This is a genomic window from Anaerococcus murdochii (genome assembly GCF_019957155.1).
Taxonomy (GTDB): Bacteria; Bacillota; Clostridia; order Tissierellales; family Peptoniphilaceae; genus Anaerococcus; species Anaerococcus murdochii.
This window is the reverse complement of sequence record NZ_JAIPME010000002.1, coordinates 1,646,637-1,671,451: the sequence shown is the minus strand read 5'-3', so window position 1 is coordinate 1,671,451 and position 24,815 is coordinate 1,646,637. Positions and strand designations below refer to the sequence as shown.

Below are 24,815 nucleotides of genomic sequence, written 5' to 3'. Positions count from 1 at the left end.
ACTATAGCTATTTTATCACATTGCAATAATATTTTCACTTGAATTTTCTAAATTACTAGCTTATATTTTGCAATCTTTTATCACAATTGTTAATTTATATAATTACATAGCATGATGACTAATAAAATCTTCTGATATTTTTTTATTATTAGAGTCAATAAATATCTTGAAATATTCAGGGTTTTTTATAACTGTTTCAATCATTGGCACATTACTACTATTCTTGTTAAAATCATTTTCAAACTCATCTATGCAGTACATAATTAAGTCTTTAAAATCTCTAATTTTACAGTCCACTATCATGTTTGTGATTAATATACACTCACTTATATCTTCGTATGTTAAGTTTAGCATAACCAATCTCCTTAATTTTTAGTGCTTTCCGCTAGCCTTCTTAATCTTCTAGCTCTAGCTATATCTGCTATAGAATTTTTATTTTCAGAACTCTCATTCATTGTTTTTGTCTGATCTTGATAATAACCCTCCAAAACCTTGACAAAGTTGTCTTCCTCACAGAACCAATCTATGTTGATCTTCCATTTTGTTTTCTTACCCAACAAGAAATCCGTTTCTGCTATTGACTTAATTGCCTTACATACAAGCTCGATGCCATATTTATTTACTAAATTATTAATATTATTAATCCTGCTTGGATTATATGCTATTATTTTATTTATCTCATCGGGCAAGCTATTCCAGCAGTCAATGACTTTTTGTAAATTTTTGATTTCTGAGTCATCGTCAGCGTCACTCATATTATTAGTCTTATTATAATCAGTCTTATTAATATTAGTCTTATTATAATTAGTATTATTAGAGTTCGATTTTCGAACTTCTTGAAGTTCGATTTTTGGACTTCTTGAAGTTTGATTTTCGAACTTCTTGAAGTTCGATTTTTGGACTTCTTGAAGTTCGATTTTCGAACTTCTTGACGATTTCAACGTTCCTACGTCATTTTCTTCATTTTCTTCTATAATTATTACGCTTCTTATAAAATTTTTTACATAAATTATATTCGGCTTTCCTAGTCCTAATCTTTTCTTTTCAATTAAACCAACACCACTTTCAGTATCTAATTCTTGTAAAACCTTAACTGCTTTACCTCTGGCACAATTTAAAGTGTCAATAATATCTTCGATTGCAAATATTATATAAACTCTATTATCCTCATCAAACCAATTGTTTTTCCTAGATAAACTCATTCTATCTAATAACAATCCATACACCAATTTTGCATCTGTCGATAAATCTGAAAATGCTGGATCTATAAAAAGCTGCTTCGGGATCCTGATAAATGAAAATTGCTCTGCTTCTTCCCTATAATAATAATCAAACATGATAGCCTTTCTTTCTTATAATTCGTGCTTTAAGATATAGTCAATTACATCTTGCTTATAATATAAAATTGTTTTTCCATAAGGCTGGTATCTAGGCAACCCATTCTCACACATTTTATATATTGTTTCATTGCCACAACCCAGGTACTCTCTGAGTTCTGACAACTTTAAAAAGTCCTTTTCTATATCTTTTTTAACTCTTGGTAGATTGCTTTTAATTTCCATAATTTCACCTGTTATTATTCGTATTTACAACCTTCAAAATAATTCCACGGATTATTTAATATATTAATCATGTCATACATTCCTTTTAAATAAGTATATATTTCTTCCTCAGACCATCTTTTAAAGTTAATTCCTAAAAATACTGATATATCCTTAAGATCTTCATCATTTTTTATCCCATACACATCTTGATTATTTGATATAATCTTTCTTATATTTTCTAAAAATTCTTCTTTTCCCATATTTCTTTTTTTACTTCCTCAATTTTTTTATTTATCTCCTCAATCCTATAAGTGTAAAAATCTTTATCGTCCCACTCTGAACTAGTATTGCTCATTTACTACCTCCATTGTCTTTTCTTCAACCGTTGCTCCAAGCAACTCTATCCCTAACATCATATACAATAATTTCTTTTTAACTTCTTCATCTAAGTTTACAAGAAGATTTACTATTTCATAAACATCTTCTCGCTCGCTCTCAGTTAATGTTTTATTTATTTCAATAATCATTTTTAACTCCTTTTGTTTTCTCTAAAAACATTATATGTCATTTCAAAAACTTTGTCAACGATTTTGTTTATTCTAAAAACATTTATCTTGATAATTTGTAAAATTAGATTATAATATAAACAGGAGAACGCTATGAAAGATAGAATTAAAAAGATTAGAAAAGCTCTAGGATTATCTGGAGAAAAATTTGGTGAGAATATAGGATTAAAAAGAAGCTCTATTTCCCAACTTGAAACCGGAACAAATAACCCTACCGATCAAGTTATTAAGTCTATTTGCCTTGCCTACAATGTAAATGAAGATTGGTTAAGAACTGGCAACGGTGAAATGTTTATCGAAACAAAGGACTCTTTTCTTGACTCTATCTCCAAACAATTCAATCTTGAAGAACTAGACGTTAAGATCCTAGAATCCTATATAGACTTACCACCTGAAAAAAGACAAGTTATAAAAGATTATCTAAAATCATTAAATAAATAAGGTTTTTTTGTTTAACCATTTATTATTTTTTGTAATTCTTTTAATAGCAGCTACCATTTTTTATCATAATATGATATAATTAATTTTAGAAACCGATATTTCTGCGTTTCTAAATTTTTTTTGTTTGTTTTTTATTACGTTTTAATAATTTTAAGGTTAGAGGTAATTATGAATATAAAAAGCTACAGGGATAAAAATGGGGATCTTAGGTATAAGTTTAATGCTTATTTAGGAACAGATGATGTAACTGGAAAAGAAATCAGAACTAATAGGTCTGGATTTACAAGTAAAAAACAAGCTGAACTAGCTTATGCTAATCTAAGAAATGAAAATTTACGTAGAAAGAAAAATCCGACTTTTAAAGAAATTGGTGAAAATTGGTTAGAACTTTATAGCAAGACTGTAAAATATTCTTCCTATCAAAGAACTAAAAGTCTTTTCAACTCTCATATTTATCCTTTTATTGGAAATAAACCGCTAAAAAGTATCACAACAGCTATGCTGCAAGAGTTGACCAACAGAAAGTCAAAAGAACTTGCTAGCTTTAGTAAAATTAATGCTCAGATCAAAAGAGTTTTTGATTATGCAATAAGTAGGGATATAGTTGATTATAATCCTGCTTTATCTGTGATATACCCTATCACTAATGTAAATAGTGTAGACCGCTATGAATCAATAGAATTTTGGGAAAAAGATGAATTAAAAGAATTTCTAGCAGCTTGTAAAAAAGATCTTGATCTTATGTGGTTTTGCTATTTTTGGATTTTATCATATACAGGTATGAGAAAATCCGAATTACAAGCTCTAGAATGGGCAGATATTGACTTTAAGCGACGAACAATAAGCATTAATAAAAGCTTATCTGTTTATAAGGACAACAAGAAGTTTATTAGCTCTACAAAAACAAAAAACTCTACCAGGATTATTACAATTGACAGCATGACTATTAAATTGTTATTAGAATGGAAGCAGAAACAATCAGAAATTTATAAAAAAACTGTGATCAAGGGAAAAACTCAGAAATATGTATTTACCGATAAATCGCTTGAATTAACAAGTCATAATGCCCCTAGGAAAAGATTTTTAAGGGTGCTTAAAAATAATGACTTAAGAAAAATTAGACTTCACTCATTAAGACACACACACGCTAGTCTTTGTTTTGAAGCAGGTATGGATATAAAAGACGTTCAACACAGGCTAGGACACTCTAATATTGAAACCACATTAAATATTTATGTTCATATTTCAAAAATTAAAGAAAGAAAAAGCATCTCAAAGTTTGAAGATTTTATGAGTGACTAGAAAAATTAATATTCCGTAACATTTTTCGTAACATAGATTTTTGTAGCAGCCTTATATTATTCATATATCAACATTATGAAAATAAGGCTGCAAGTTCCCTTCATCTCCACCAAACACCTTGTAAACGTTGATTATTCAGCGTTTATTTTTTTAAGTACATATCTACTACCACTAATATATATATGCCAATAATTTTCATTTAAAAATCGTATAAATTTCCACATAAAAAACTCCCAAAAGGGAGTTTTTAGTTCTTATAGTATAGATCATCCGTTGGTCTTTTTCCGCCGAATATATTTTTATCTAAATTTTCTAATTTGTCCATATAAATTTCAAATACCCCTGCCATAGTATCTGAATCTATGAAGGTATTTTCCATTGATTTATAAATTTTTATAGCCTCTTCATTTGTTATATCGTAATTATTTATAATAGCTTGTGACAAAACAGTTTCTTCATTAATTTCTTGTTGGGCTTTTTTAAATTCCACTAAGAACTTATCAAAACTCTCCTTATTATCTTTTAGATAATTCTTATTAACAATAATTACTTCAGACAAAAAGTCACTATCAGAATCGGCTTTTGAGTTTGGTAGCATCGCTATTGCTTTGTTTATGTCAAAAGTGTAATAAGACCTCTTTGCTATTGCTTTGGAATAGTAAGGTTCTGAAAGTATTGCAAGGACATTTTCTGAATTGTCAAGATTTTTAACTAAATCTTTTTGATTGTAATAAAATTCTATGTTTATCCTCATAAGAGTCTTTATAAAACCAAGTCTAGATTCAATTAATTTGTTCATTGACTCATTTAATTCAGGTACCATAATAGTTTTTCTTGCCATATCTTTTGGATTATTAATTTGTTTATCGCTTATTATATTAATGTTATTAACTAAAGTTATTGCTGCGACTTTAATATTTCCATCAGTTTTATTATATAGATCAACCACCTGGTAAGCAGGCACTATTGCTATATCAAAGTTTAATGACTCAATCTGAGAAAGGTTATTAACCTTCATGTAGTCATAATTTTCATTGCTAGCGCATAGCTTATCCATAATAATATCTGAGGCAAAGGTTGAGGTTTTAACATTAACTTTATTTGTTGTCGGTTTTTTGCTAACTTCAATCACGTCTTTTTCGATTTTTCCAACTTTCTTAGACTTATTTTTTTGAATCAAAATGCAACCTGTTAGCAATAAAACAGGAATAATTATTACCAACAATTTTTTTAGCTTATTCACTTACGTCTCTCCTATCTTCCAGAGCTCTTTCTAGGGTGAGTTGGTCAAAATACTCTAGGTGAGAACCTACTGGGATGCCTTGGGCAATTTTTGAAATTTTAATATTTCTTCCCTTTAGAAGATTAGTTATAAATAGAATTGTTGTCTCCCCTTCTATTGTCGAAGCAATGGCGAGGATTATTTCCTTGATATTCTCTTTATCTAATCGATCTAAAAGCTTATCAATATTTAATTTATCTGGGCTTATATCATCTGATGGCGAAATAAGCCCACCCAAAACATGGTATTTTCCTCTATAGGCACCAGATTTTTCGATAGCAATGAGATTTCTTACATCTTCAACAATACAAAGATATTCTTCATCTCTTGTAAAATCTCTACAAATCTTGCAAGTTTCTTCTTCTGTGAGATTGCCACAAATATTGCAGTGGTGAATTCTTTTTTTAACTTCCATTAAAGCTTTTGAAAAATCTTCAACACTCTTTGTATCTTCGTCTACTATGCTCATTGCAAGTCTTTCTGCACTTTTTCTGCCTATAGTAGGTAATTTTTGAAATTGTTCTATTAAATTATTTAATGATTCAGGTAAAATCGCCATTACATTAAACCAGGAATATTAATTCCACCAGTTAGTTTGCCCATATTTTCTTCATTAAACTTATCAGCTTGGCTTGCTGCGTCATTTATTGCAACCATAATTAGATCTTGAAGCATATCAACATCATCAGGATCAACTACATCTGGGTTAATTTTAATAGATGTTACTACTTTTTTACCAGTAACAGTTGCTTCAACAACTCCGCCACCAGCAGAAGATGTAAATTCTTTTTCTTCAAGTTCTTGTTGAGCCTTTTCCATTTCCTCTTGCATCTTCTTTACTTGTTTCATCATATTGTTCATATTTGGCATTCCGCCTCTAAAATTTCTAGCCATATTTTCCTCCTATTTAATAATTAATTCATCATTAAAAATATTTTTTAGCTTATTTATCGTTCCATTTGTTTCGTCATTAGTGTCTGATTTTTCAACTTTTTTATTCTCACCAGTCACTAATGAAAAATTTATATCTTTTTTTAGGATACTTGAAAGTTTTTCGCTTATTTCATCTACTTTTGTTTCAATAAATATCCTATAAAATTCATCTTTAATTATAAGTGTAAAATCATCTTCAGTTAACTTATAGTTAAATCCTTCATCCTTAAAAAGTGTATTTAACATGGTTCCAGAAGTTGAAACCACCATATCCCTTATAGAGTGAACTGTTTTTGGATCAAGTATAGTAGGCTCAGGAATATTATCCTTATTATCTATAATTTCATCTACAATAGGTTGATCCAACTCTTCATTTGGAATAAATTCTTCAGAATTATCTTCGATAGAATTTTCAATTTCTATTTCTTTTTTTATAGGTAATTGTTTTTGAGAATTCAAAATTGGTGTAAAATTATCCAACCTATTATCAATTATCCTATTAATAATATCAACTATATCAGACTGACCTAATCTTTCAAGTTTTTCAACCCTAGATATTAGGCTATTCATATCTACAGTATCAATTAGCCTTAGGACCAAGACTTCGCTTAAAATATCAGTATTAGATGAGGAATTTATTTTTATAAAGTAATCATTTAATACATCAAGACTTGTAATAATTCTTTCAAGACTAATATCTTCTATTTTTTCTTTAAGCAAATCAAGTCTTTCCTTATTTTCAAAACTTGTATCATCCCCACTTACCTTTAAAACCATTAGGTCCCTATAAAAATTGATAAGTGAATCGACGATATCTAAGTTTGACTTGCCATCATCTCTTATTGCTACTAGGTCTTTTAAACTTTCTCTTTGATCTTTTGCAATTATGCTGGTTACAAGTTTGTTGATTTTCTCAAAATCGACTGAACCTAGGATAAACTCAACATCCTTTAGGAAATATTCTTCCTTATCAAAGGATAAGACTTGATCTAAGATGCTTAAAGCATCTCTCATAGCCCCCTTAGCCTTTCTTATAATAAGGTCAATTGCCTCGTTTTCCATTTTTACATTTTGGTCATTAAGGATTATATTTATCTGTTCTCTGATTTTAGATGAGTCAATTTTGTAAAATTCAAATTTTTGAACCCTTGATAGAATTGTTTTAGGAATTTTGTCAATTTCTGTAGTAGCAAGTATAAATACCAAATGTTTTGGTGGCTCTTCCATGATTTTTAATAGAGCATTAAAGGCTTCCCTGGTAATCATATGAGCCTCGTCTATTATGTAGACCTTGTATTTTAGGTTTGCTGGAGGATATATCACATTATCCCTAAGATTTCTAATATCGTCTATACGTCTATTACTAGCTGCATCCATTTCCACTACATCAAGACTAGTTTCTTCTTCTATTGCCCTACAATTTTCGCATTCTAGACAGGGTGAACCATCTTGTGGATTAAGACAGTTAATTGCCTTGGCGAAAATCTTAGCTGCTGAAGTTTTACCACAACCTCTCTCTCCAGCAAATAGATAAGCGTGAGAAAAATTCTTATTTTTTATTTGATTTTTTAATACATTAACGACCTTATCTTGACCAAAAACTTGATCAAAAACCTTTGGTCGGTATTGTCTATATAAAGCTTTTGCCATAGCCTTCCTTTCTACCTACTAATTATACCACATTTTAAGATATATTTTGATTTTTTTATTTTGCAATGATATCAAATAAAGGTATAGTAAGTTATTGTAGCATGGAGAGCTGTCCGAGCGGTTGAAGGAGCACGATTGGAAATCGTGTATACAGTTTTCATGTATCATGGGTTCAAATCCCATGCTCTCCGCCACGCACTAGACAGGGAACTAGCGGTGCCTTGTAACCTGCAATCCGCTATAGCAGGGTTTAAGTCCCAATGGAGGGCTCTTAGCGAAATAAAAGACTAAAATAACTAGTGTTGATTGGTAGATCTTACGCAACATAAGACTGTGAACCATGTCAGGAGGGGAACCTAGCAGCATTAAGCAGACACTTATGTGTGCCGTAAGGCAACCTACCATGAGCTAGGGATTCTAGCCCCTATATTATGCTAATTGTTCGATATTGGGTGTGCTTACATATGACTCCAAGTTAATCTTGGAGTTTTTTTATGCTCAAAATTAGTTTTATGTTATAATAGAATTAGATAAAATTATAGGAGCTAAAATTGATTGGAGAAAAATTTACCAAACTTTTTAATAAACCAACCGCTAACCTAATGGTACCATCTAGCCAGGTTGCCGTAGTTAATGAGAATGACTCTTTACTTCACGCAAGCTTGGTCTTATCTAGTTCTGGATATCAAATTATACCTGTAGTTGATGATAATAATTGCATTAGAGGTCTTATTTCTATCCCCTTAATAGTAAGAAGTTTTGACGACCTGTCTCTTTTTAACGAAGATAAACTTGCGGCTCATAAGGTAAAAGAAGCCATGAACCAAGTAGTACCTATTCTTTTTGATAATTACGAGCTTGAAGATGTAATCTCTTTATTAATTGACAATAACTTTGTTTGTGTGGCTTTAAAAAACGGATATTTTTTAGGAATCATACCTAGGAAAGTTGTCTTAGAAAGATTCACACAAGTGGCCCACAATATTGAAAAAGAATATGATTTAATAGAAAAATAACAAGGACTTATATCCTTGTTATTTTTACGTTTATTTTTCAATTTTAAAGATTGCTGACCCAAAGGCTTCGATTCTTATTTCTTCACCCTTATTTAGCTTTCCATTAATATTACCGCTTCCTTCGTATTTTAAATCGTTAGAATTTATTATTTCATTAAGCTTATAAGAGCTTGTAATTTCGTACCCAATATCTGTGAAGTTTACAATTATTAGATAACTTTCATTTTCAAAAGATCTTTCATAGGCATAAATGCTATATCCATCGACATCAAAAATCTTAATTTCAGAATCATCTTCATTTAAAGGCTTTGTAGACAAGAAAATCCTTGCTAAGTCTTTATAATATTCATTGAAGTTTTTATTTACTATTTCTCCCGCATTAAATTCATCATAAATAGAAAATGTTCTCATATCTGCAAGCTCATCTCCCATGAAGATTAACTTTGAAGATTTTAATGTCATTAAAAATGTGAATAGGGTCTTGAGTTGGTCAATTTTCTTATCTTCTGAGTACATTTTCATAGCAAGATTCGCTTCATTTAAGAAACTGTCCACATATGAAAAACCAAATACCTTAGTAGAAGATCCATTTTGTATTAAATTTCTAATATATGACTGATATCCAGCTCTTTCCATTGGAATTTTTTGGAAAACTTCAACTATTTTTCTAAACTCACTATCAAAGATTAAATCAAAACCTAAGTTAAATTCTTCGTAAACTCCATTATAGCCAGCTATTGAATATCCCTTGTTAGTCTTAATCAAAGCATTGATTTCCCTAATTAGTTCAAGCCAAAATTCGTTGACTCCCCTATTCCTATCTCCCTGCCAATAAACCATATTTTCGGCAGCTGGGAAATATAAGCCATCAATCCTTAATTCTTTTTGATAATAATTAACTAGCGATAATAAGTAAGACTTAACTAAGTTTTTATCAGGGTCAAAATTCATAGACCCATAATAGTTATATTTAATATTATCATAGTCATAATTATATAGGTTAGTTCCGTCAAACCTATCTAAGTATAGAAAATCTGGGTCAAATTCAGCAATATCTAACTCTACTATAACTCCTATTTTTTCTTTGTGAAGTAAATCTACAAAATATTTAAAATCATCAAGATTTCCATATCTTTCAGAAAAGGCAAATAGATCAATCGAAGAAAATCCCATTTGTTTATAGTTTTTATATTCACTTATTGGCATAATTTGAACATGGGAAAAATTATTATTTTTTATATGACCTACTAAGTCTTCATATACTTTTTTCTTATCATCTTTTCCTCTAAAAATCGAGCCTAGATGAACTTGGTATATATTTTTTGGCTTAGTAGGAACTTTTTTATACTTATATTTATAAGAAAAATTTTCAATTACCGATACTTCTTCATTTAAACAAATTTTTTTAGAATATGGATCTAATTTTTTATAAACATTACCATTCTCATCTTCAATAAAATATTGGTAGCGGTCTTTCTCACTACATTCATCTATAGTTACTGAAAATACTCCAGTAGGATATTTTCTTAGGGTTATTTTCTCCCAATTGTTAAAATCACCTGCTAGGTAAACATTTTTAGCATTTGGTGCGAGAAGTCTAAAAATGTAATCTTTTCCTTTTCTATTATGAGCACCGAAAAATTCGTATCCTTCGGCAGATTTCCCATTTATATAATCTCTAGTGTTCATTTATAAACCTTTCCTTATCTTTGTTCGTAACCCTCATAGCCTCTAATCATAGCCCTGGTAACTTCAATCATCATCCAGTCTACCTTCTTCGACCAATCAGGATCAGTTGCATACAGTTTACCAATTCCATTTGTAGAGACGCCATTATAAAACTTGCCTTCTTCATTAAGGTATTCATTCTTTAAATGTTTAGCGACCGTAAAAATAGATGCTCTTTCATCTTTAAAGTCTGTAGCTAAATTATATGGGTCATGGTCAACTGCGTTAAAGCCAAATAAATTTTTCTTTTTTAAGAAAAGTTCGCTGGTACCATTACCTGTCTCATGCTTAGCCATAGCCATAAGTAGGATTGGATTGACACCTTCTTCTTCGCTGGCATCTTTAAAGTCTTTTTCAAGTCCTAAAAGGTTTGTGCCAGAAAGACCCCATCCTAATTCCTCTCTAGAAAACTGAGTAGGATTTAGAGGGTAAAAATCACTTTTATTTGATATTTTTGTTGAACCTTTTTCTATAAAATCATCTAGGTCTTTTTTTAATTTTTCAAATCTTATATCTCTCATATCTTTTAAATTCATTGCTTCTTCAGATATTTGTTTAAGGCCTAGGATTAGGGCTTCTTTTCTATTAATCTTAGGCTCATTTGCAAAAGCTTTATCTGCAAATCCAAAAAATGGCAAAACTAAAAGCATTAAGAATATAAAATTACTAATAAAACTTTTTTTATACACATAAGTCTCCTTATATATAAAATATATATTAATAAAATTATATGCTTAATGCTCTATTTATCAAGCTTTCATTTTTCTTGAACCAGGCTTAACGGCTGGTATATCTTTTAAATGATCTGGTAGATCATCAGGATCCCAAGCATTTACCTCAATTTTTGTTGCTGAGATAAGTGGTAGGCCATTTATTTCGTCCTTATGCGACCTATTTACAATTGAAGTTAGGGCAAGGACTTCGCCACCGTGTTCTCTAATAACGTCAACTGTTTCAAAAGAAGACTTACCAGTTGTAACTACATCTTCTACGATTATTACTTTTTGACCTTCCTTAATTTCAAAACCACGTCTTAGAGTCATTTCGTTGTTTTCTCTTTCTGTAAAGATTGCATCTACACCAAGATCTCTAGCAACTTCGTAGGCTATTATAATGCCGCCCATGGCAGGGCCAACACATAAGTCTACCTCAATACCCGCTTCCTTTATTTTTGCCGCAATTATTTTTGCAACTTCTTCGCAGTATCTAGGATTTTGAATTAATTTTGCACATTGTACATACTTATCAGAGTGTTTACCACTTGAAAGAATAAAGTGACCTTCAAGTAGGGCGTGAGATTCTTTTAATAATTCTATTGTTTTTTCCATTTTTTCTCCTATAAAATTCCAACTATATCATTAATGTCACTGATATTATTATCAGTACAATATTTTTCTAGATTATCAATTATTTCAATCATTGTATCGAGTTTTGAAAAGTTTGCTGTACCAACTTGGATTGCCGAAGCTCCCACCATCATAAATTCAAGACAGTCTTCAACATCCATAATACCACCCATCGCGATAATTGGTATATCAACAGCTTGGGCAACTTCATATGTCATCCTAAGAGCTATTGGCTTAATTGCAGGTCCTGAAAGACCAGCAGTTTTATTGTTAAAAACAAATTTTTTTCTTTTTATATCTACTGCCATGGCATTAAAGGTATTAACAAGAGATATTGCATCAGCCCCACAATCTTGAGCAATTTTTGCAAATTCACCGATATGGGTCACATTGGGTGAAAGTTTTACAATTAGAGGATGCTTAGTTTCCTTTCTAACAAGACTAATGACTTCTCTAGCTTTTTGATGATCTGTGCCAAAAGCCATGCCGCCTTCTTTAAGGTTTGGACATGAAATATTTAACTCAATCATATCAATGTCAGCCTTATCAAGCTTAGCAACACCAATCCTATAATCATCATAAGAATGGCCACCAAGGTTTGCTATAACAACTGTGTCATACTTTCTCATGAAAACCAGTTCATTCTCTATAAAGTGGTCAACACCTGGATTTTGAAGGCCAATTGAATTCATTATTCCTGCTGGAGTTTCATAAATTCTAATTCCAGGATTTCCTGGATTTTTCCTTAAAGTTAGACCCTTGGAAGAAATTCCACCAAGTTTATTTAGGTCTATGTAGTCTTTATATTCTTCACCAAAACCAAAGGTACCACTTGCTGCAATCACAGGATTTTTAAATTCCACGCCTGCTATATTAACTTTTAAGCTCATTAAAATATCCTTTCTGCATCAAAAACTGGACCATCTTTACAAACTCTGATAAAATCACCATTTCTATCTTCGACTGTGCATCCTAGACAAGCGCCTATTCCACAACCCATATGGGCTTCCATTGATACTTGTATTTTGGCCTTAGTATTTTTCTCACAAAGAGCTTTTAGCATAGGATTTGGGCCACAAGCGTAGATTAGGTCATAATCATCTGGGTTTAATTTATCGAGGATAAATAACCCTTCATCTCTCTCAGAACTTGTTACAATATTGTTTACATAAGGTTTAAATTCGTCTATGAAATAAGGATCAGCTGCAAATCCCCCATAGAAATCAGCCTTGATTTCAAGCTTTTTAGCTAGCTCTAAAAGTGGAGCGATTCCAATTCCACCAGCGACTATAGCAATCTTCTTATCATCTGTTTTTACAAATCCATTGCCAAGCGGACCTAGGACTGATACACCGTCACCTTCCTTAAGTTCTGCTAATAGCCTTGTGCCCTTTCCTACAACTTGAAGTAGAAATATTAGCCTATCTTCTCTTTGTTCACATACTCCAAAGGGTCTAGCGAGAATTGGGTCTTGCCTAAAGGAATCTGCTCTAAGCATAAAAAACTGTCCAGGTTTAGCCTTTAAGTTTATATCTATAGAAATTTTTAAAATACCTGGTGCAATTTCAATCTTTTCTAAAACTTTACATGGTCTATAGGCTTGCATTTTTAGCTATTTCCTTGTAAGTTTCAATAGTTTTTTCTCTTGCATATTTACCAACATTTGATGCCCCATCTTCAAAATTCATCCAATTTTTAAGGATGGCTCTAGATGAGTTTACAACGCCTGCATTTAGATTATTCATTAAATTATAAACATTTGAACTATCAGCTGTTTGGGCACCAAAACCAGGAATTAAGAAAAACATCTTTTCATATCTTTTTCTAATTTTTTCGACTTCTTCGCTGTGAGTTGCACCTACAACAAGTCCAACAGGACCGAATCCAGATTCACCAATGTAATTATCATTTAACTCTTTTAGCTTATCACCAATTGTGTAGAAAAGTTCTTCGCCATTTGTTTCTAAAACTTCAAAGTCATTAGCTCCTGGGTTTGAGGTTCTTAGAAGAACAAATACACCTTTCTGGCCAGACTCTAAATATGGTAGGTATGGAGAAATTGAATCCATTCCCATATATGGGTTTAGGGTAATAAAGTCAACTTCAAAGTCTCCTTCAAAGTGGGCTTTTGCATACATTGTTGCGGAAGCTGCTATGTCAGACCTCTTAACATCCCCTATAGTAAGTAAATCTTGGCTTCTAAGATAGTCTAAAGTATTTTTATAAGCAAGCATTCCTTCAAGTCCATAAGATTCATAGTAGGCAATTTGGAGCTTGTAAATAGCGCAAACATCTTTAGTTGCATCAATAATTTCCTTGTTGTAGTCAAAAAGTGCTTGGTGGATATCCTTGCCTTCCTTCATAGATTCAGGAATATAATCCATAGATGTATCAAGACCTACACAAACAAAGCCTAATTTTTCGACCCTTTCATATAATTTATCTATTATTTTCATATTTCAATACTCCTTTTCTATAAACTCTTTCAATCGAACCACTAAGTGTCTTTCCTATCATTAGGGAATTTTTTGACTTAGAAAGAATATCTTCTTCTCTGTAAACAAAAGACTTATCAAGATCAACTAAAGTAAAATCAGCAAGATAACCTGGTTCTAATTTACCCTTTTTAATTTTTAATATTTCTGAAGGCCTGGTAGACATTATCCTAACTAAGTCATTTAAAGATATAAGTCCTGACTTAACCAATACTTCATAGCAAGTAGAAAAAGCTGTCTCAATGCCTATGAAGCCTGGGGCATTTTGTTTTTTCTCTTGAGCTGAGTGAGGAGCGTGGTCTGTTGAAATGGCATCAACATAACCTTCTTTAATCATTTTAAGTAAAAACTGCCTATCTTCTTCCCTTCTAATAGGAGGGTTAACTCTCATTTCATCCCTAGTTTTATCAGAAAAATATAAGTGGTGAGGAGTAACTTCACAAGTTATCTTTGCTCCAAGATCTTTAAAGTATTTAATAGCAGTCATGGCCCCTTTGGTAGAAACGTGAGAAAAATGAACTGGCATATCTAGCTTATAGGCATAATAGCAATCCCTTAAAGTCATAGCGTCTTCTGCGACTTCATAATCTATTGCAGAAACTTTTGCAACTTCCTCGTGAAGAGTCATATTTATTCCTAGCTCTTTAGCCTTTCTCATAGCCATATACATTACAGCTCCATCATCAACTCCATGACCGTCATCTGAAATAAATTTTACAGACTCTGGTAAGCTATCAAGGTGATCTAAGCTTTTGCCATCAAAGTTTTTTGTAATTGTATAAACTTGATCAATACAAATTAAATCAAGGTCTTTTCCCCTTTTCATAATATCTTCATAAACTTCAGGGCTTGATACGGTTGGCTTGGTATTCCCCATCAAAAGAACGTTTGTAAAACCTCCTTTAAGGGCAGCGTGAGAACCAGTTTCCAAGTCTTCCTTATATGTGAAACCTGGATCCCTAAAGTGGACATGAAGATCTGTAAAAGAAGGAAGAAGGGCGAGATTATTACAATCTACAATCTCATCTGCTTCTTCTTTTGGGAATTTTTCTACAATAATTCCGTCTTCAACATAAAGGTCATTTTTAGAAATTTTTACGTCATCAAAGCCGTAAAAGTTGGTAAAAATTTGCTTCATTTTATTCTTCCACGTCGTAAATGTGGCCACAGTAAGCACACTTATATGTTTTTTCTTCTTTATTTATCAAAATAAATTCGCTTTGAACTTCTCTCTCACTTGTTGATACGCACTTTGGATTTTGACATGTTAGAATATCAACTGCCTTTTCTGGAAGTTCTAGTTGGAGTTTTTTAACTACCTTTTCATTTTCTATAATATTTACAGTTGCAGTTGGATCGATGATTGAAACTGCATCTAAGTTTATTTGGATATTATTAGCAATTTTTAGGATATCTTTTTTGCCAAATCTTGTAGAAGAAGCATTTAAGATTATAGCAACTTCATTTTTCAAATCTTTTAGGTCTAAAAGATTATATATTTGCATGCCTAAACCAGCCCTAATGTGGTCTATTACTATTCCGTCTTTAATACTTGTAATCTCAATCATTGTTTGCCTCCAATAATTTCATAATAAGTGCCATTCTTACATACATACCAAATTTTGCTTGTTTAAAATAAACTGCTCTTGGGTCACTATCGACTTCTTTTGCTATTTCGTTAACTCTAGGAAGTGGGTGTAATACTATCATATCTTCCCTAGCCCTGTCCATTTTTTCCTTATCTAAAAGATATGAGTCTTTTAGTCTTGTGTATTGGGCATCAGAGTAAAATCTTTCTCTTTGAATCCTTGTCATATAAAGAATGTCAATCTTATCCATTACTTCATCAAGACTTCTTACTTCTTCATACTCAGAATTTTCATCAAAAACTTCTTCTTTTACATATTGTGGAAGCTTTAATTCTTCTGGAGAAATTAATATGTATTTATTTCCCTCAAAAAGATTTAAAATTTTTATTAAAGAGTGAACTGTTCTACCGTATTTTAGGTCGCCACAAATGCCTATAACATGGTTATCAAAGCTTTCTTTGTAGTTACTAATTGTTAGCATATCTGTAAGAGTTTGAGTTGGGTGTTGGTGACCACCGTCGCCTGCATTAATGATTGGGCAATCAGCTGCAAGGCTTGCAAGATAAGCAGCACCTTCTTGTGGGTGGCGCATGGCAATTATATCAGCATATTGACTTACAGTCTTAACTGTATCTTGTAGGCTTTCACCTTTTTTTGCAGATGACACGCTAGCATCAGAAAATCCAACTACGGATCCTCCCAGTCTTAGCATGGCGGATTCAAATGATAATCTTGTCCTAGTTGAAGGCTCAAAAAAAAGAGTCCCCAATAACTTCCCATCTGCTGAATGAGAAAAATCGGCTGGACTCTTATAAATATCATTTCCTAGTTCGATAATTTCAAGTAAATCTTCTTTTGTCAAATCGTGCGAATTTAATAAATTTTTAATAGAAATCATACTTTCTCCTTAGATTTTTTAAAATTATACCAGTATATTTCTATCTGTCAAAATTATAATTCACTAATTAAATCTGAAATTGACTTTGTGGTAACCATGCCCTTTTCAATGCCTAAATCATCAAGAATTTCATCTATTTTTGATTGGTTTGTAAATTCAATTTCCATATATGGGTGTGGGTAGGTATTTTTATCCCAAGTGTCTATATCAAATCTCTGACCCTTGTACCTATATGATATTCTTTCTTTATTTCCCTTGTATTTTAATTTTACGCCCATTTTATCAAGGATTGAAGTCATCATAGATACAGAATCAATATGAACTGTAAATTCATTATTAATCCTTACATCCTCATCACCCTTTACTTCCTTAAATGTTAGTTCTATTGGATTTCTCTTATCATCTACAAGGCTTTCCCTAATCCTTAGATATCCTTTTTCAAATTCTCCATTTTCTGGTTCAAAAGTGTAATTTGTTTGCATTTCCCTACATATTTTCTCTGCCCCAAGGCTTATTAATTTTTCTTCAATTTCCTCAGGAATTATATTTAAAACTTTAACTTCTATTTCTCTTTGCATTATCCTATCCTAACTGGGTCAAAATCTACATAATCACTTGATACACAAACTAAATTGACCCCTTCATAATTTCCTTCCTTTATCAACCTATGACCATTCCCATGGAGGTGACCATATATTACAGTATGGGCCTTAAACTCTTTGGCTAAATCAAAAAATTCATTCAAAGAACCGTCAGTATTTATCGGTGGGTAGTGGAGATTTATAATTAACTTTTTATCAGATTTCAAACTTCTTATTGAATTTTCAAGTCTTAGAAGCTCTCTTTTGAAAATTTTTTCATCATGATCAGTGAAATCTCTACTATCCCTAGAAATCCATCCTCTGGTTCCACAAATTAAATAATCTTCTACTTCAAAAGAATTATTTTGCAAAAACTCTATTGAATTAAGTCCTAACTGATTTAGCTTATTTAAGGATGACCACCAAAAATCATGGTTTCCCTTCATCATTATCTTCCTACCAGGAAGGGCGTCTATTTTTGCAAGATCTATCTTTGCATCATTGATATCCATAGCCCATGAAATGTCACCCGGTATCAAGACTGTGTCATCATCTTTTATTTTATTTTTCCAATTTGTGAAGATTTTCTCTTGGTAATGTTGCCAAGCATCTCCAAAGACCTCCATAGATTTTTCTTCAGTATAATCTAAATGTAGATCAGCTAGAGCATATATCATCTATCCTCCAATTGTATTCTATTAACATCAATATTTTCAGCTTCAAAAAAATCTTCTTCTCTTTTATGACAAGTAAAATAAATTATTTGCCTTTCAGAAGATTCATCTAGAATCAAATATAAAAACCTAATCAATCTTTCTATATCAAAGTTTATGAAGGCATCATCAAAAATCAAAAAACAATCTTTAACAACTTCTTCTACAAGGCTTAATTTCATAGCCAAATTAACTTGGTCAAAAAATCCTTTCGACAGCTGGTCTTCATTATAAACAAAACTAGACTTATCTCTAATTTGACTTTGTAAGTCCTTATCAAAACTAACTACAAATTGTGATTTGCTGGCCTCGTTCAAAATAGTTTTAATTTTCCTATTTAACTTATCAATATCTGCCATATTCTCACCAGCGATTTCTAGAATAATTTTTTTAGCAAGCTTAATTGCTTCTATTTCTTTCTCTATTTTTTCTAGTATATCTCTTTGATATTTAAGGTCATCACGTAGACCTGCTTCTTTTTGTAGTATATTATCAACTGATAAAAGTTCTTTTTCTTGAGAATGTATTTTTAGTCTACGGTCTCTTATTTCAGATTCAAGTTTTGAAATGTCTTTAAGTTCTTTTATATTATCATAGTCTGTAAAATCAAGTTTCTTTGCCTTGTCATCTCCTATTAAACTTAAGTCTTGTTTTTTTAATATATCCAAAACATCTAAAATTTTCTCTCTTTCAAAAAGAAGATTTTCATATTTTTCAAATCTACGCCTTAGACTATTATACTCAGCTTGATTATTTCCTCCATCTTCGTTAAGAGGCCTTAAAATAAGATAGATAAAAGGTAGGCTTAAAAGTAAAATATAGGGATTTTTAGAAAATATAACTAATAAGGCTAAGCCAAGAATTGCAAAGGTGTAGATGAGTCTATAATCTTTTTTTATATCCTTTGATTCTTCAAGTGTTAAATTTTCTTTATCTAATCCCTCAAGGTCAGCATAAGCCTCTAACTCCTTATCTAATTCAAAGAGTTTATCAGACCACTGCCTATAGGATTTAAAATTTTCATCTGATCTTTTTTGCTGATAAATTTGATTAGTTTCTTTTTTTGTTTTGTATTCAATTTCACTATCTGAAAGAATACTTTTTTCTTCTTCTAATTTTTTAAAAGACTTATAAAAATCTCTTTTTAGCCTATCAATTTCAGCAATTTCAACATCTAAATTTTCTATTTTTTCTTTTGTCTTATAATACGGCTTGGTATAAGCCCTATCAGTGCCGAGTTCTCTTAACCTGTTATCTAAAATTTCCAAAGCATTTTTGACTGAAAAATTATAGTCTACATCAGATGAGGACAATTTTTCAAGAATTTTTTTCTTACTATCTGAACTAATTTCCTGTATTTGTTCTGATGATATATAAGATTTATAAATATCATAATCAATCCCTAGAAAAAATTTCCCAGGTGCATTTAAATCGGATTTTTTAAGATTAATTTCTTTATTGTCAATTAAATTTGTAATCCTAAAATCTCCATTATCAAAATTTCTATAAAGCAAATATAATTCATCATCTTTTCTAATTTTCATCTCACCAGCATAGATATAAGATGATTTTGGCCTATAGAGTTCTCTTTTATTCGAAAAACTTATCCTTACTTTTCCCTCATCGAAACCATAGAACATACCTTCTATGAAATTTTTTATTGTTGTTTTTCCGGTTTCATTTAAACCGTAAATTAGGTTAAAAGTTGGGGCTAGCTTTATTATTTTATTTTGAAATTTACCAAAAGACTTAATATTTAATTCTTCAATAAAAATTCTAGTCATCCCTGCTCCTATATATAGCATCTAGGCCTAGTTCTAGAGCTCTTTTTTCCATATCTGATATTCTTTGTGGGAATTTTTTCCTATATTTTTCTAATAAAGAATTTGGATATAGATTGACTAGGTTATAAAGCGACTCAACTTCAGTTAACTTTATTTCAAGGTAATCTGCCCTTATCCCCTCTCTTATCTTTTTGGTATTAACTGTGCCATCAATGTTTAACCTTAAATAATTTTCTTTATTAGATTTAAGTTTAGTATTCAAATATGAGATCAATTCATTTTCGTCTTTAAAATTATCTAAGTTTAATTCTAAATCATAAAATTGCATTATCGATGAATCAATATGAGTGATTTCTCCTTGATCAAAGAGGATATAACCATAATCATAAATATCTGAAAAATCGCTTGGTTCTATAGAGCCAGCATAGTATATATTATTTCCAAAATTTTCCCATTTGTGGATGTGACCAAGGGCAACGTAATCAAAGCCTATTTTCTTTAATTTATCTAAATTTAAATTTAAATATGGAGACTCAGGATTATTTATTGTAGCATGTACCAATAAGATATTAAAATAATCAGAATCTAAGTCTATATCATAAGAAAAATCTTTACTAAAAATCCTATCCCTATAGGATAAGCCATATATTCTTGTGGAATTTATTTCGTAATACTCAAGATTTTCATAATTAAAAATATGGAGATTAGTAGGTTTCATTTTAAAAATAGCCTCATTTTCTTCTCCAATATAATCATGATTTCCTGCTACATAAAAAACATCTTTGCCAAAGTCTTCAATACAGTCAAAAAGTTCTTTATAATCTTTAAGTGTAAATAAAGACCTCTCGTATAAGTCGCCAGCAATTAATAAAAAATCTAAATCCTTATTGTTTCTTAAAATATCTTCCAAAGAATTTTTATTATTTTCTCTAATCTGATTTGAAAGTCCACTTTTAAAATCAAACCTATCTCCAAGATGGCAGTCAGCTAGGTGGATAAATTTCATATAAGATTTACGCTTTCTATCAATCTTTTGTCATTATTTATATTGTAAACTGTAAGTGATCCATTGTCTATCCAAAAAGATTGCCAATTATCAAGATCTTTTAAAATCCAAAAGAGACTTGATCTTATGGCTATGCCGTGACTTATAGCTAGTATATTTTTATCTTCTCTAGTTTTTTCATCTAAAAATGATGAAAGTCTATTAATTACATCTCTCCTTGATTCCCCATTTGGATATGTTAGGTCGAAGTAGAAGTCTTTTTCTTTTTGGATAAAATCCTTATATTTTTCCCTAACATCATAAATATTTTGCCCCTTAAAATCCCCAAAATCCATTTCATTTAATCTTGTATCTACCAAATAGTCCTCGTAACCCAAAATCTTCGCAGTTTCTTGGCTGCGTATCAAGCCCGAAGTATAAACCTGGTCAATATCGTAGTTTTTTAAAAGTTCTTTTGTCTTATCTAGTATATATAAACCTGATTCCTCTAGTCTGGTTTCAGGTGTAGAGTATTTTTTTTCTATATTTGATTTGGTTAGTCCATGTCTTACAAAAATAATTTTCATATTCCACCTCTTTAATAATTATAACAAAGTTTATCTTTTTATCTAGTTTTGCAAAATAAAAGACGGTTTCCCGCCTTTTATCATTCTCCACTTGACATGGCCTCAGCCATATCAATTTTCTTTAATTTTTTGTGTACATATACTAAAATAATTATCGATAATATTAGGGTAATGGTCGCAGAAACTATAAAACTTATTGGGTGAAGTTTATAAGCAAGCATAATATTTCTTGGTGCAACCAGATCAATAATGTACCTAAACATTAGGTAACCAAGGCCAAATCCAAATATTATCCCTAAAATTGTTAAGATGAATATTTCCCTATAGATATATGAAGTCACCTCTTTAGGATAAAATCCTAAAACCTTGATTGTCGCAAGTTCTCTTTTTCTTTCACTTACATTTATATCAGTAATATTATATAAAACAACACTCGCTAGAACAGATGATATAAGTGTAATAACGACTATTACAAGGTTTAGATTTGCCAAAAGAGCGTCCATAGAAGCATAGGCCTTCCCAGTATTGATAACTGCGAGCACTGAACCAGTATCTTCTAGCTTCTCAATTATCTCATCAGGATTGCCTTTAATGTAATTAGCATTTACTTGTACTTTTTCATTAGCTAATTCCTCATAATAATCTTTTGATAAGTATAAATAATCTGCTACGTAATTTTCTGCTATGGCTCCAATTTTTACCTCAAGAACCTTATCATCTACCTTGATTTTTATGGCATCCCCTGTTTTTATGTTGAGTTTCCTACTAGCATTTTCGGTAAGGACAGCCTTAGCTTGTTCTAAATATATTGGATTTTTCCTATTTTTTCTTAAAGTAACAAAATCTTTATAGGATTTACTATCATTTGGAATTACAACTGATATCTCAAGATCTATACCATCTTTAGCTAGGTTTGCCGAATCATTTTTAATTGGTAAACTTTCGTAAGATTTTATCTTATCATCGTATTTTGCCTTATCTTCATCACTTGCCTTTTCATCTAAAATCGCAACTGCCTTATAGTTATGGATTTCATTTTGCTGGATAGAAGCTGTATCCTTTAGAGAATCAATCATTGCAAAAGCAAAAAATATAAGAGCTGTACATCCTGCTACACCAAAGATTGTCATAAACATCCTTGACTTGTACCTAAAAAGATTTCTAGCAGTAATTTTTTGCATAAAGGACAATCTTTTCCAAATAGGTTTAATCTTTTCAAGTAAGATTGTGGATCCTCTTTCTGGTGAAAGTGGCATTAATAACCTTGCCGGAGTTTCCCTAACAGTTGATTTTGATGTAAAGAAAACAGTAAGGCTTACCAATAGTGATGATAGGATGATAGAAGCAATTATCACCATAAATGAGTTTACATACTCTACATTAAGGATTTCAAAACCAGTAGAATAGGCATCAAAAATTACCTTGACTATTATAAGTCTTCCTAGAATTCCACCGATTACCGACCCAATTATGGTTGGTATTAAACCATAAATATAAAATCTTTTGGCAATCATTTGGTTGGTATAGCCAAGAGATTTTAATGTACCGTTTATTAACCTTTGTTCTTGGATATATCTTTTCATAGTTGTAAGGGTCACAAGCATGGCTACCATGTAGAAAAAGGATGGGAATACCTTTGAAAGTGAATCCATGTTCAAAGAATTTTTATAATAAGTATCAATACCTTGGTTATCAAAAATTGTCTCAACTTTGTATTCTGGGTCCCTAAGTTTAACTAGGGCTTCTTTATTATCAGAAATTTTCTTTTTGCCGTCTTGGATTTTTTCCTCTGCCTCAGTTTTTTTGTCAGAAAATTCCTTAAGACCCTTCTCATAATCAGCTTTAGATGTGACTAGCTTTTTGTAAGCATCTTCTAATTTTCTTTTTCCATCTCTTTTATTAAAGGCAAGCTTATCCCTTCCTTCATAGTACTGAGTCCATCCTTGGTTAATTTCTCTTTGGTTTTTATCAATTTCTGCTTGACCAGCATTAATTTTTGCAAGGCCTTCTTGTTTTTGAGTTTCAAATTCAGCCTTACCTTTCTTATATTCAGAAAAGCCATCATTTAATTCAGCCTCTTTGGCTTCTATTTCTTTTAAAGCCGCAAGTAGTGGTGCCTTTTGTTCTTCAAGCTGAGCCTTAATTTCTTCTTCGCTTGGAATTTGTTCAAGACCTGATGGATTTCCACCGCTATATTGATCTAACAAAGTTTCTTTTTGTTCGTTTGCTTTCTTATCTATAGCATCTATACCATTTTGTATTTCTATTTTTTTCTCTTCGATTTGGCTTTTTACTGAATTTAATTCTTTTAGTTTTTCTTCTAAGAGTTTTTCATTTTCAGATATTTTTGCTTCATATTCTCTTTTTGATGCTGCCAGGGATTTTTTAGCATCCTCAAGCTTAGATTGGCCATCTTCTAATTCACGCCTAGAGTTAATTAGTTTATTTTCACCATCACGGATTTCTCTTTCAAATTTAGACTTATTTTTTTCATACTCATTAAAACCGTCATCAAGTTTAACTTTTGCATCTTGAAGGTCTTTTTCAGTTTTACTTATTTTATCTTCTGCTTCATTTATATCATCTTCCGCATCTGAGATTTTGTCATTGGCGTCAGTCTTAATTTTCTCTAAAACTTCCTTTGGTCTGAGATATATATCATCTTCGATTTTTTCCTTTTTGCCTTTTACAAAACTAATATATTGGTCGCTAGTTTTATCCATTTCAAAGGTATCTTTGTAGGAAATATTTATCTCGTTGAACTTATCACTTGTGAAATTGTCAGCATTTACAAAGGCAAAACCCTCGATTTCCTTTTTGCCTACAGGAGAAAGTTCCCTCATATCCTCCATTATTTTTTCACTGGTAGAAAAAAATCCAACCACCTTATATTTAGTATTTTTTATCTTGAAATTCTCTTTTTGATCATCATTTATATATGAAAAATTAACCTCATCGCCAATTTTATAATATTTTTCTAAGGACTTATCAAGAATAATTTCACTATCATTTTTAATTAGGTCTCCCTTTTCAAGGTTAATTTTCCCAAAACTTTTGTCAAAGGATTTTAACCTTATAACTTTTTCTCCATCCATCAAATCCAAAGTTTTTATATAGGAAATATCGTCAATGTCCTTATCATTATCCAAAAGGATTTTATCCTCATAGTCCATTGGATAGGTTGATTTCACAACTATATCTGGGTGGCCAAACTTATCTAAAGACGACCTTAAGCTTTTTCTCATAGATGGGCCAGTTAAGTTTAAGGCAACAATTACCATTGTAGCAAGCCCAACCATAACCCCTATGGAAAAAACTTTTCCCTTTGTTTTTTTAATATCTCTTAGGATATTTTTTATATAGGTCTTATTCATG

The 24,815-nt window shown here is 31.1% G+C and carries 27 protein-coding genes, 1 tRNA gene and 1 other RNA gene; 5 read left to right on the top strand and 24 right to left on the bottom strand.

Annotated features, from left to right (window positions below; translation table 11 throughout):
* Positions 1 to 102 precede the first annotated feature (102 nt).
* The 5 genes from K8P03_RS08480 to K8P03_RS08460 all read right to left on the bottom strand — a co-directional run bounded on the left by K8P03_RS08480 (position 103) and on the right by K8P03_RS08460 (position 2,071).
* Positions 103 to 354 (bottom strand): hypothetical protein, encoded by a 252-nt coding sequence (locus tag K8P03_RS08480; protein WP_223420254.1) that lies wholly within the window; start codon positions 352 to 354, stop codon positions 103 to 105.
* Between the two features lie 11 nt (positions 355 to 365).
* Positions 366 to 1,337 (bottom strand): replication initiator protein A, encoded by a 972-nt coding sequence (locus tag K8P03_RS08475; RefSeq protein ID WP_223420253.1) that lies wholly within the window; start codon positions 1,335 to 1,337, stop codon positions 366 to 368.
* A 15-nt stretch (positions 1,338 to 1,352) separates the two neighbouring features.
* On the bottom strand, positions 1,353 to 1,562 hold the full coding sequence (locus K8P03_RS08470; RefSeq protein WP_223420252.1) for a helix-turn-helix domain-containing protein: 210 nt from the start codon (positions 1,560 to 1,562) through the stop codon (positions 1,353 to 1,355).
* A gap of 14 nt (positions 1,563 to 1,576) precedes the next feature.
* Complete coding sequence (locus K8P03_RS08465) at positions 1,577 to 1,804, bottom strand: hypothetical protein (RefSeq protein ID WP_223420251.1); 228 nt, start codon at positions 1,802 to 1,804, stop codon at positions 1,577 to 1,579.
* A gap of 81 nt (positions 1,805 to 1,885) precedes the next feature.
* On the bottom strand, positions 1,886 to 2,071 hold the full coding sequence (locus K8P03_RS08460; protein WP_223420250.1) for a hypothetical protein: 186 nt from the start codon (positions 2,069 to 2,071) through the stop codon (positions 1,886 to 1,888).
* Between the two features lie 132 nt (positions 2,072 to 2,203).
* On the opposite strand from K8P03_RS08460, the gene K8P03_RS08455 reads away from it, so the two are divergent.
* A complete protein-coding gene (locus tag K8P03_RS08455) occupies positions 2,204 to 2,551 on the top strand; it encodes a helix-turn-helix domain-containing protein (protein WP_223420249.1) in 348 nt (115 codons plus the stop codon).
* A 168-nt stretch (positions 2,552 to 2,719) separates the two neighbouring features.
* The gene (locus tag K8P03_RS08450; RefSeq protein ID WP_223420248.1) at positions 2,720 to 3,853 is read left to right on the top strand and encodes a site-specific integrase; all 1,134 of its coding nucleotides are present in this window, start codon (positions 2,720 to 2,722) and stop codon (positions 3,851 to 3,853) included.
* Between the two features lie 247 nt (positions 3,854 to 4,100).
* On the opposite strand, the gene K8P03_RS08445 is transcribed toward K8P03_RS08450, so the two are convergent.
* From K8P03_RS08445 to dnaX, 4 genes are read right to left on the bottom strand one after another with little or no spacing between them, the layout of a single operon-like run.
* Positions 4,101 to 5,096, bottom strand: a complete 996-nt coding sequence (locus K8P03_RS08445; RefSeq protein ID WP_223420247.1) for a substrate-binding domain-containing protein — start codon at positions 5,094 to 5,096, stop codon at positions 4,101 to 4,103.
* Positions 5,089 to 5,694, bottom strand: a complete 606-nt coding sequence (recR, locus tag K8P03_RS08440; protein WP_223420246.1) for a recombination mediator RecR — start codon at positions 5,692 to 5,694, stop codon at positions 5,089 to 5,091. Before recR ends, K8P03_RS08445 begins: the two co-directional genes overlap by 8 nt.
* On the bottom strand, positions 5,694 to 6,029 hold the full coding sequence (locus K8P03_RS08435) for a YbaB/EbfC family nucleoid-associated protein (protein ID WP_223420245.1): 336 nt from the start codon (positions 6,027 to 6,029) through the stop codon (positions 5,694 to 5,696). The genes recR and K8P03_RS08435 overlap by 1 nt, the downstream gene beginning before the upstream one ends.
* A gap of 9 nt (positions 6,030 to 6,038) precedes the next feature.
* On the bottom strand, positions 6,039 to 7,718 hold the full coding sequence (gene dnaX / locus K8P03_RS08430; RefSeq protein ID WP_223420244.1) for a DNA polymerase III subunit gamma/tau: 1,680 nt from the start codon (positions 7,716 to 7,718) through the stop codon (positions 6,039 to 6,041).
* Positions 7,719 to 7,821: 103 nt separating this feature from the next.
* On the opposite strand from dnaX, the gene K8P03_RS08425 reads away from it, so the two are divergent.
* The 3 genes from K8P03_RS08425 to cbpB all read left to right on the top strand — a co-directional run bounded on the left by K8P03_RS08425 (position 7,822) and on the right by cbpB (position 8,734).
* A tRNA-Ser gene (locus tag K8P03_RS08425) sits at positions 7,822 to 7,912 on the top strand.
* An RNA gene (ffs, locus tag K8P03_RS08420) (signal recognition particle sRNA large type) lies at positions 7,912 to 8,178 on the top strand. Before K8P03_RS08425 ends, ffs begins: the two co-directional genes overlap by 1 nt.
* Before the next feature lie 91 nt (positions 8,179 to 8,269).
* Positions 8,270 to 8,734 (top strand): cyclic-di-AMP-binding protein CbpB, encoded by a 465-nt coding sequence (cbpB, locus tag K8P03_RS08415; RefSeq protein WP_223420243.1) that lies wholly within the window; start codon positions 8,270 to 8,272, stop codon positions 8,732 to 8,734.
* Positions 8,735 to 8,764: 30 nt separating this feature from the next.
* On the opposite strand, the gene K8P03_RS08410 is transcribed toward cbpB, so the two are convergent.
* From K8P03_RS08410 to K8P03_RS08340, 15 genes are all read right to left on the bottom strand, one after another.
* A complete protein-coding gene (locus K8P03_RS08410; protein ID WP_223420242.1) occupies positions 8,765 to 10,423 on the bottom strand; it encodes a glycogen-branching protein in 1,659 nt (552 codons plus the stop codon).
* Positions 10,424 to 10,437: 14 nt separating this feature from the next.
* Positions 10,438 to 11,151, bottom strand: a complete 714-nt coding sequence (locus K8P03_RS08405; RefSeq protein WP_223420241.1) for a glucosaminidase domain-containing protein — start codon at positions 11,149 to 11,151, stop codon at positions 10,438 to 10,440.
* A 60-nt stretch (positions 11,152 to 11,211) separates the two neighbouring features.
* Positions 11,212 to 11,790, bottom strand: coding sequence for an orotate phosphoribosyltransferase (gene pyrE / locus K8P03_RS08400; protein WP_223420240.1), 579 nt, complete (start codon positions 11,788 to 11,790; stop codon positions 11,212 to 11,214).
* A gap of 8 nt (positions 11,791 to 11,798) precedes the next feature.
* On the bottom strand, positions 11,799 to 12,698 hold the full coding sequence (locus K8P03_RS08395) for a dihydroorotate dehydrogenase (protein ID WP_223420239.1): 900 nt from the start codon (positions 12,696 to 12,698) through the stop codon (positions 11,799 to 11,801).
* Entirely contained in the window at positions 12,698 to 13,414 is a 717-nt protein-coding gene (locus tag K8P03_RS08390) for a dihydroorotate dehydrogenase electron transfer subunit (protein WP_223420238.1), read from the bottom strand. Before K8P03_RS08390 ends, K8P03_RS08395 begins: the two co-directional genes overlap by 1 nt.
* Positions 13,401 to 14,264 (bottom strand): orotidine-5'-phosphate decarboxylase, encoded by an 864-nt coding sequence (pyrF, locus tag K8P03_RS08385; protein WP_223420237.1) that lies wholly within the window; start codon positions 14,262 to 14,264, stop codon positions 13,401 to 13,403. The genes K8P03_RS08390 and pyrF overlap by 14 nt, the downstream gene beginning before the upstream one ends.
* Positions 14,248 to 15,441 carry a dihydroorotase gene (locus K8P03_RS08380; protein WP_223420236.1) on the bottom strand — a complete coding sequence of 398 codons (1,194 nt, stop codon included), beginning with the start codon at positions 15,439 to 15,441 and terminating at the stop codon, positions 14,248 to 14,250. Before K8P03_RS08380 ends, pyrF begins: the two co-directional genes overlap by 17 nt.
* A gap of 1 nt (position 15,442) precedes the next feature.
* Complete coding sequence (locus tag K8P03_RS08375; RefSeq protein ID WP_223420235.1) at positions 15,443 to 15,871, bottom strand: aspartate carbamoyltransferase regulatory subunit; 429 nt, start codon at positions 15,869 to 15,871, stop codon at positions 15,443 to 15,445.
* The gene (gene pyrB / locus K8P03_RS08370) at positions 15,864 to 16,790 is read right to left on the bottom strand and encodes an aspartate carbamoyltransferase (protein WP_223420234.1); all 927 of its coding nucleotides are present in this window, start codon (positions 16,788 to 16,790) and stop codon (positions 15,864 to 15,866) included. The genes K8P03_RS08375 and pyrB overlap by 8 nt, the downstream gene beginning before the upstream one ends.
* A gap of 53 nt (positions 16,791 to 16,843) precedes the next feature.
* Positions 16,844 to 17,368 carry a class IV adenylate cyclase gene (locus K8P03_RS08365; RefSeq protein ID WP_223420233.1) on the bottom strand — a complete coding sequence of 175 codons (525 nt, stop codon included), beginning with the start codon at positions 17,366 to 17,368 and terminating at the stop codon, positions 16,844 to 16,846.
* On the bottom strand, positions 17,368 to 18,048 hold the full coding sequence (locus tag K8P03_RS08360; protein WP_223420232.1) for a metallophosphoesterase: 681 nt from the start codon (positions 18,046 to 18,048) through the stop codon (positions 17,368 to 17,370). Before K8P03_RS08360 ends, K8P03_RS08365 begins: the two co-directional genes overlap by 1 nt.
* Positions 18,045 to 19,868, bottom strand: a complete 1,824-nt coding sequence (locus K8P03_RS08355; RefSeq protein WP_223420231.1) for an ATP-binding protein — start codon at positions 19,866 to 19,868, stop codon at positions 18,045 to 18,047. The genes K8P03_RS08360 and K8P03_RS08355 overlap by 4 nt, the downstream gene beginning before the upstream one ends.
* Complete coding sequence (locus K8P03_RS08350; protein ID WP_223420230.1) at positions 19,861 to 20,874, bottom strand: metallophosphoesterase family protein; 1,014 nt, start codon at positions 20,872 to 20,874, stop codon at positions 19,861 to 19,863. The genes K8P03_RS08355 and K8P03_RS08350 overlap by 8 nt, the downstream gene beginning before the upstream one ends.
* Positions 20,871 to 21,440, bottom strand: coding sequence for a histidine phosphatase family protein (locus K8P03_RS08345; RefSeq protein WP_223420229.1), 570 nt, complete (start codon positions 21,438 to 21,440; stop codon positions 20,871 to 20,873). Before K8P03_RS08345 ends, K8P03_RS08350 begins: the two co-directional genes overlap by 4 nt.
* 80 nt (positions 21,441 to 21,520) lie before the next feature.
* Entirely contained in the window at positions 21,521 to 24,814 is a 3,294-nt protein-coding gene (locus K8P03_RS08340) for an FtsX-like permease family protein (RefSeq protein ID WP_223420228.1), read from the bottom strand.
* Between the last annotated feature and the right edge of the window lies 1 nt (position 24,815).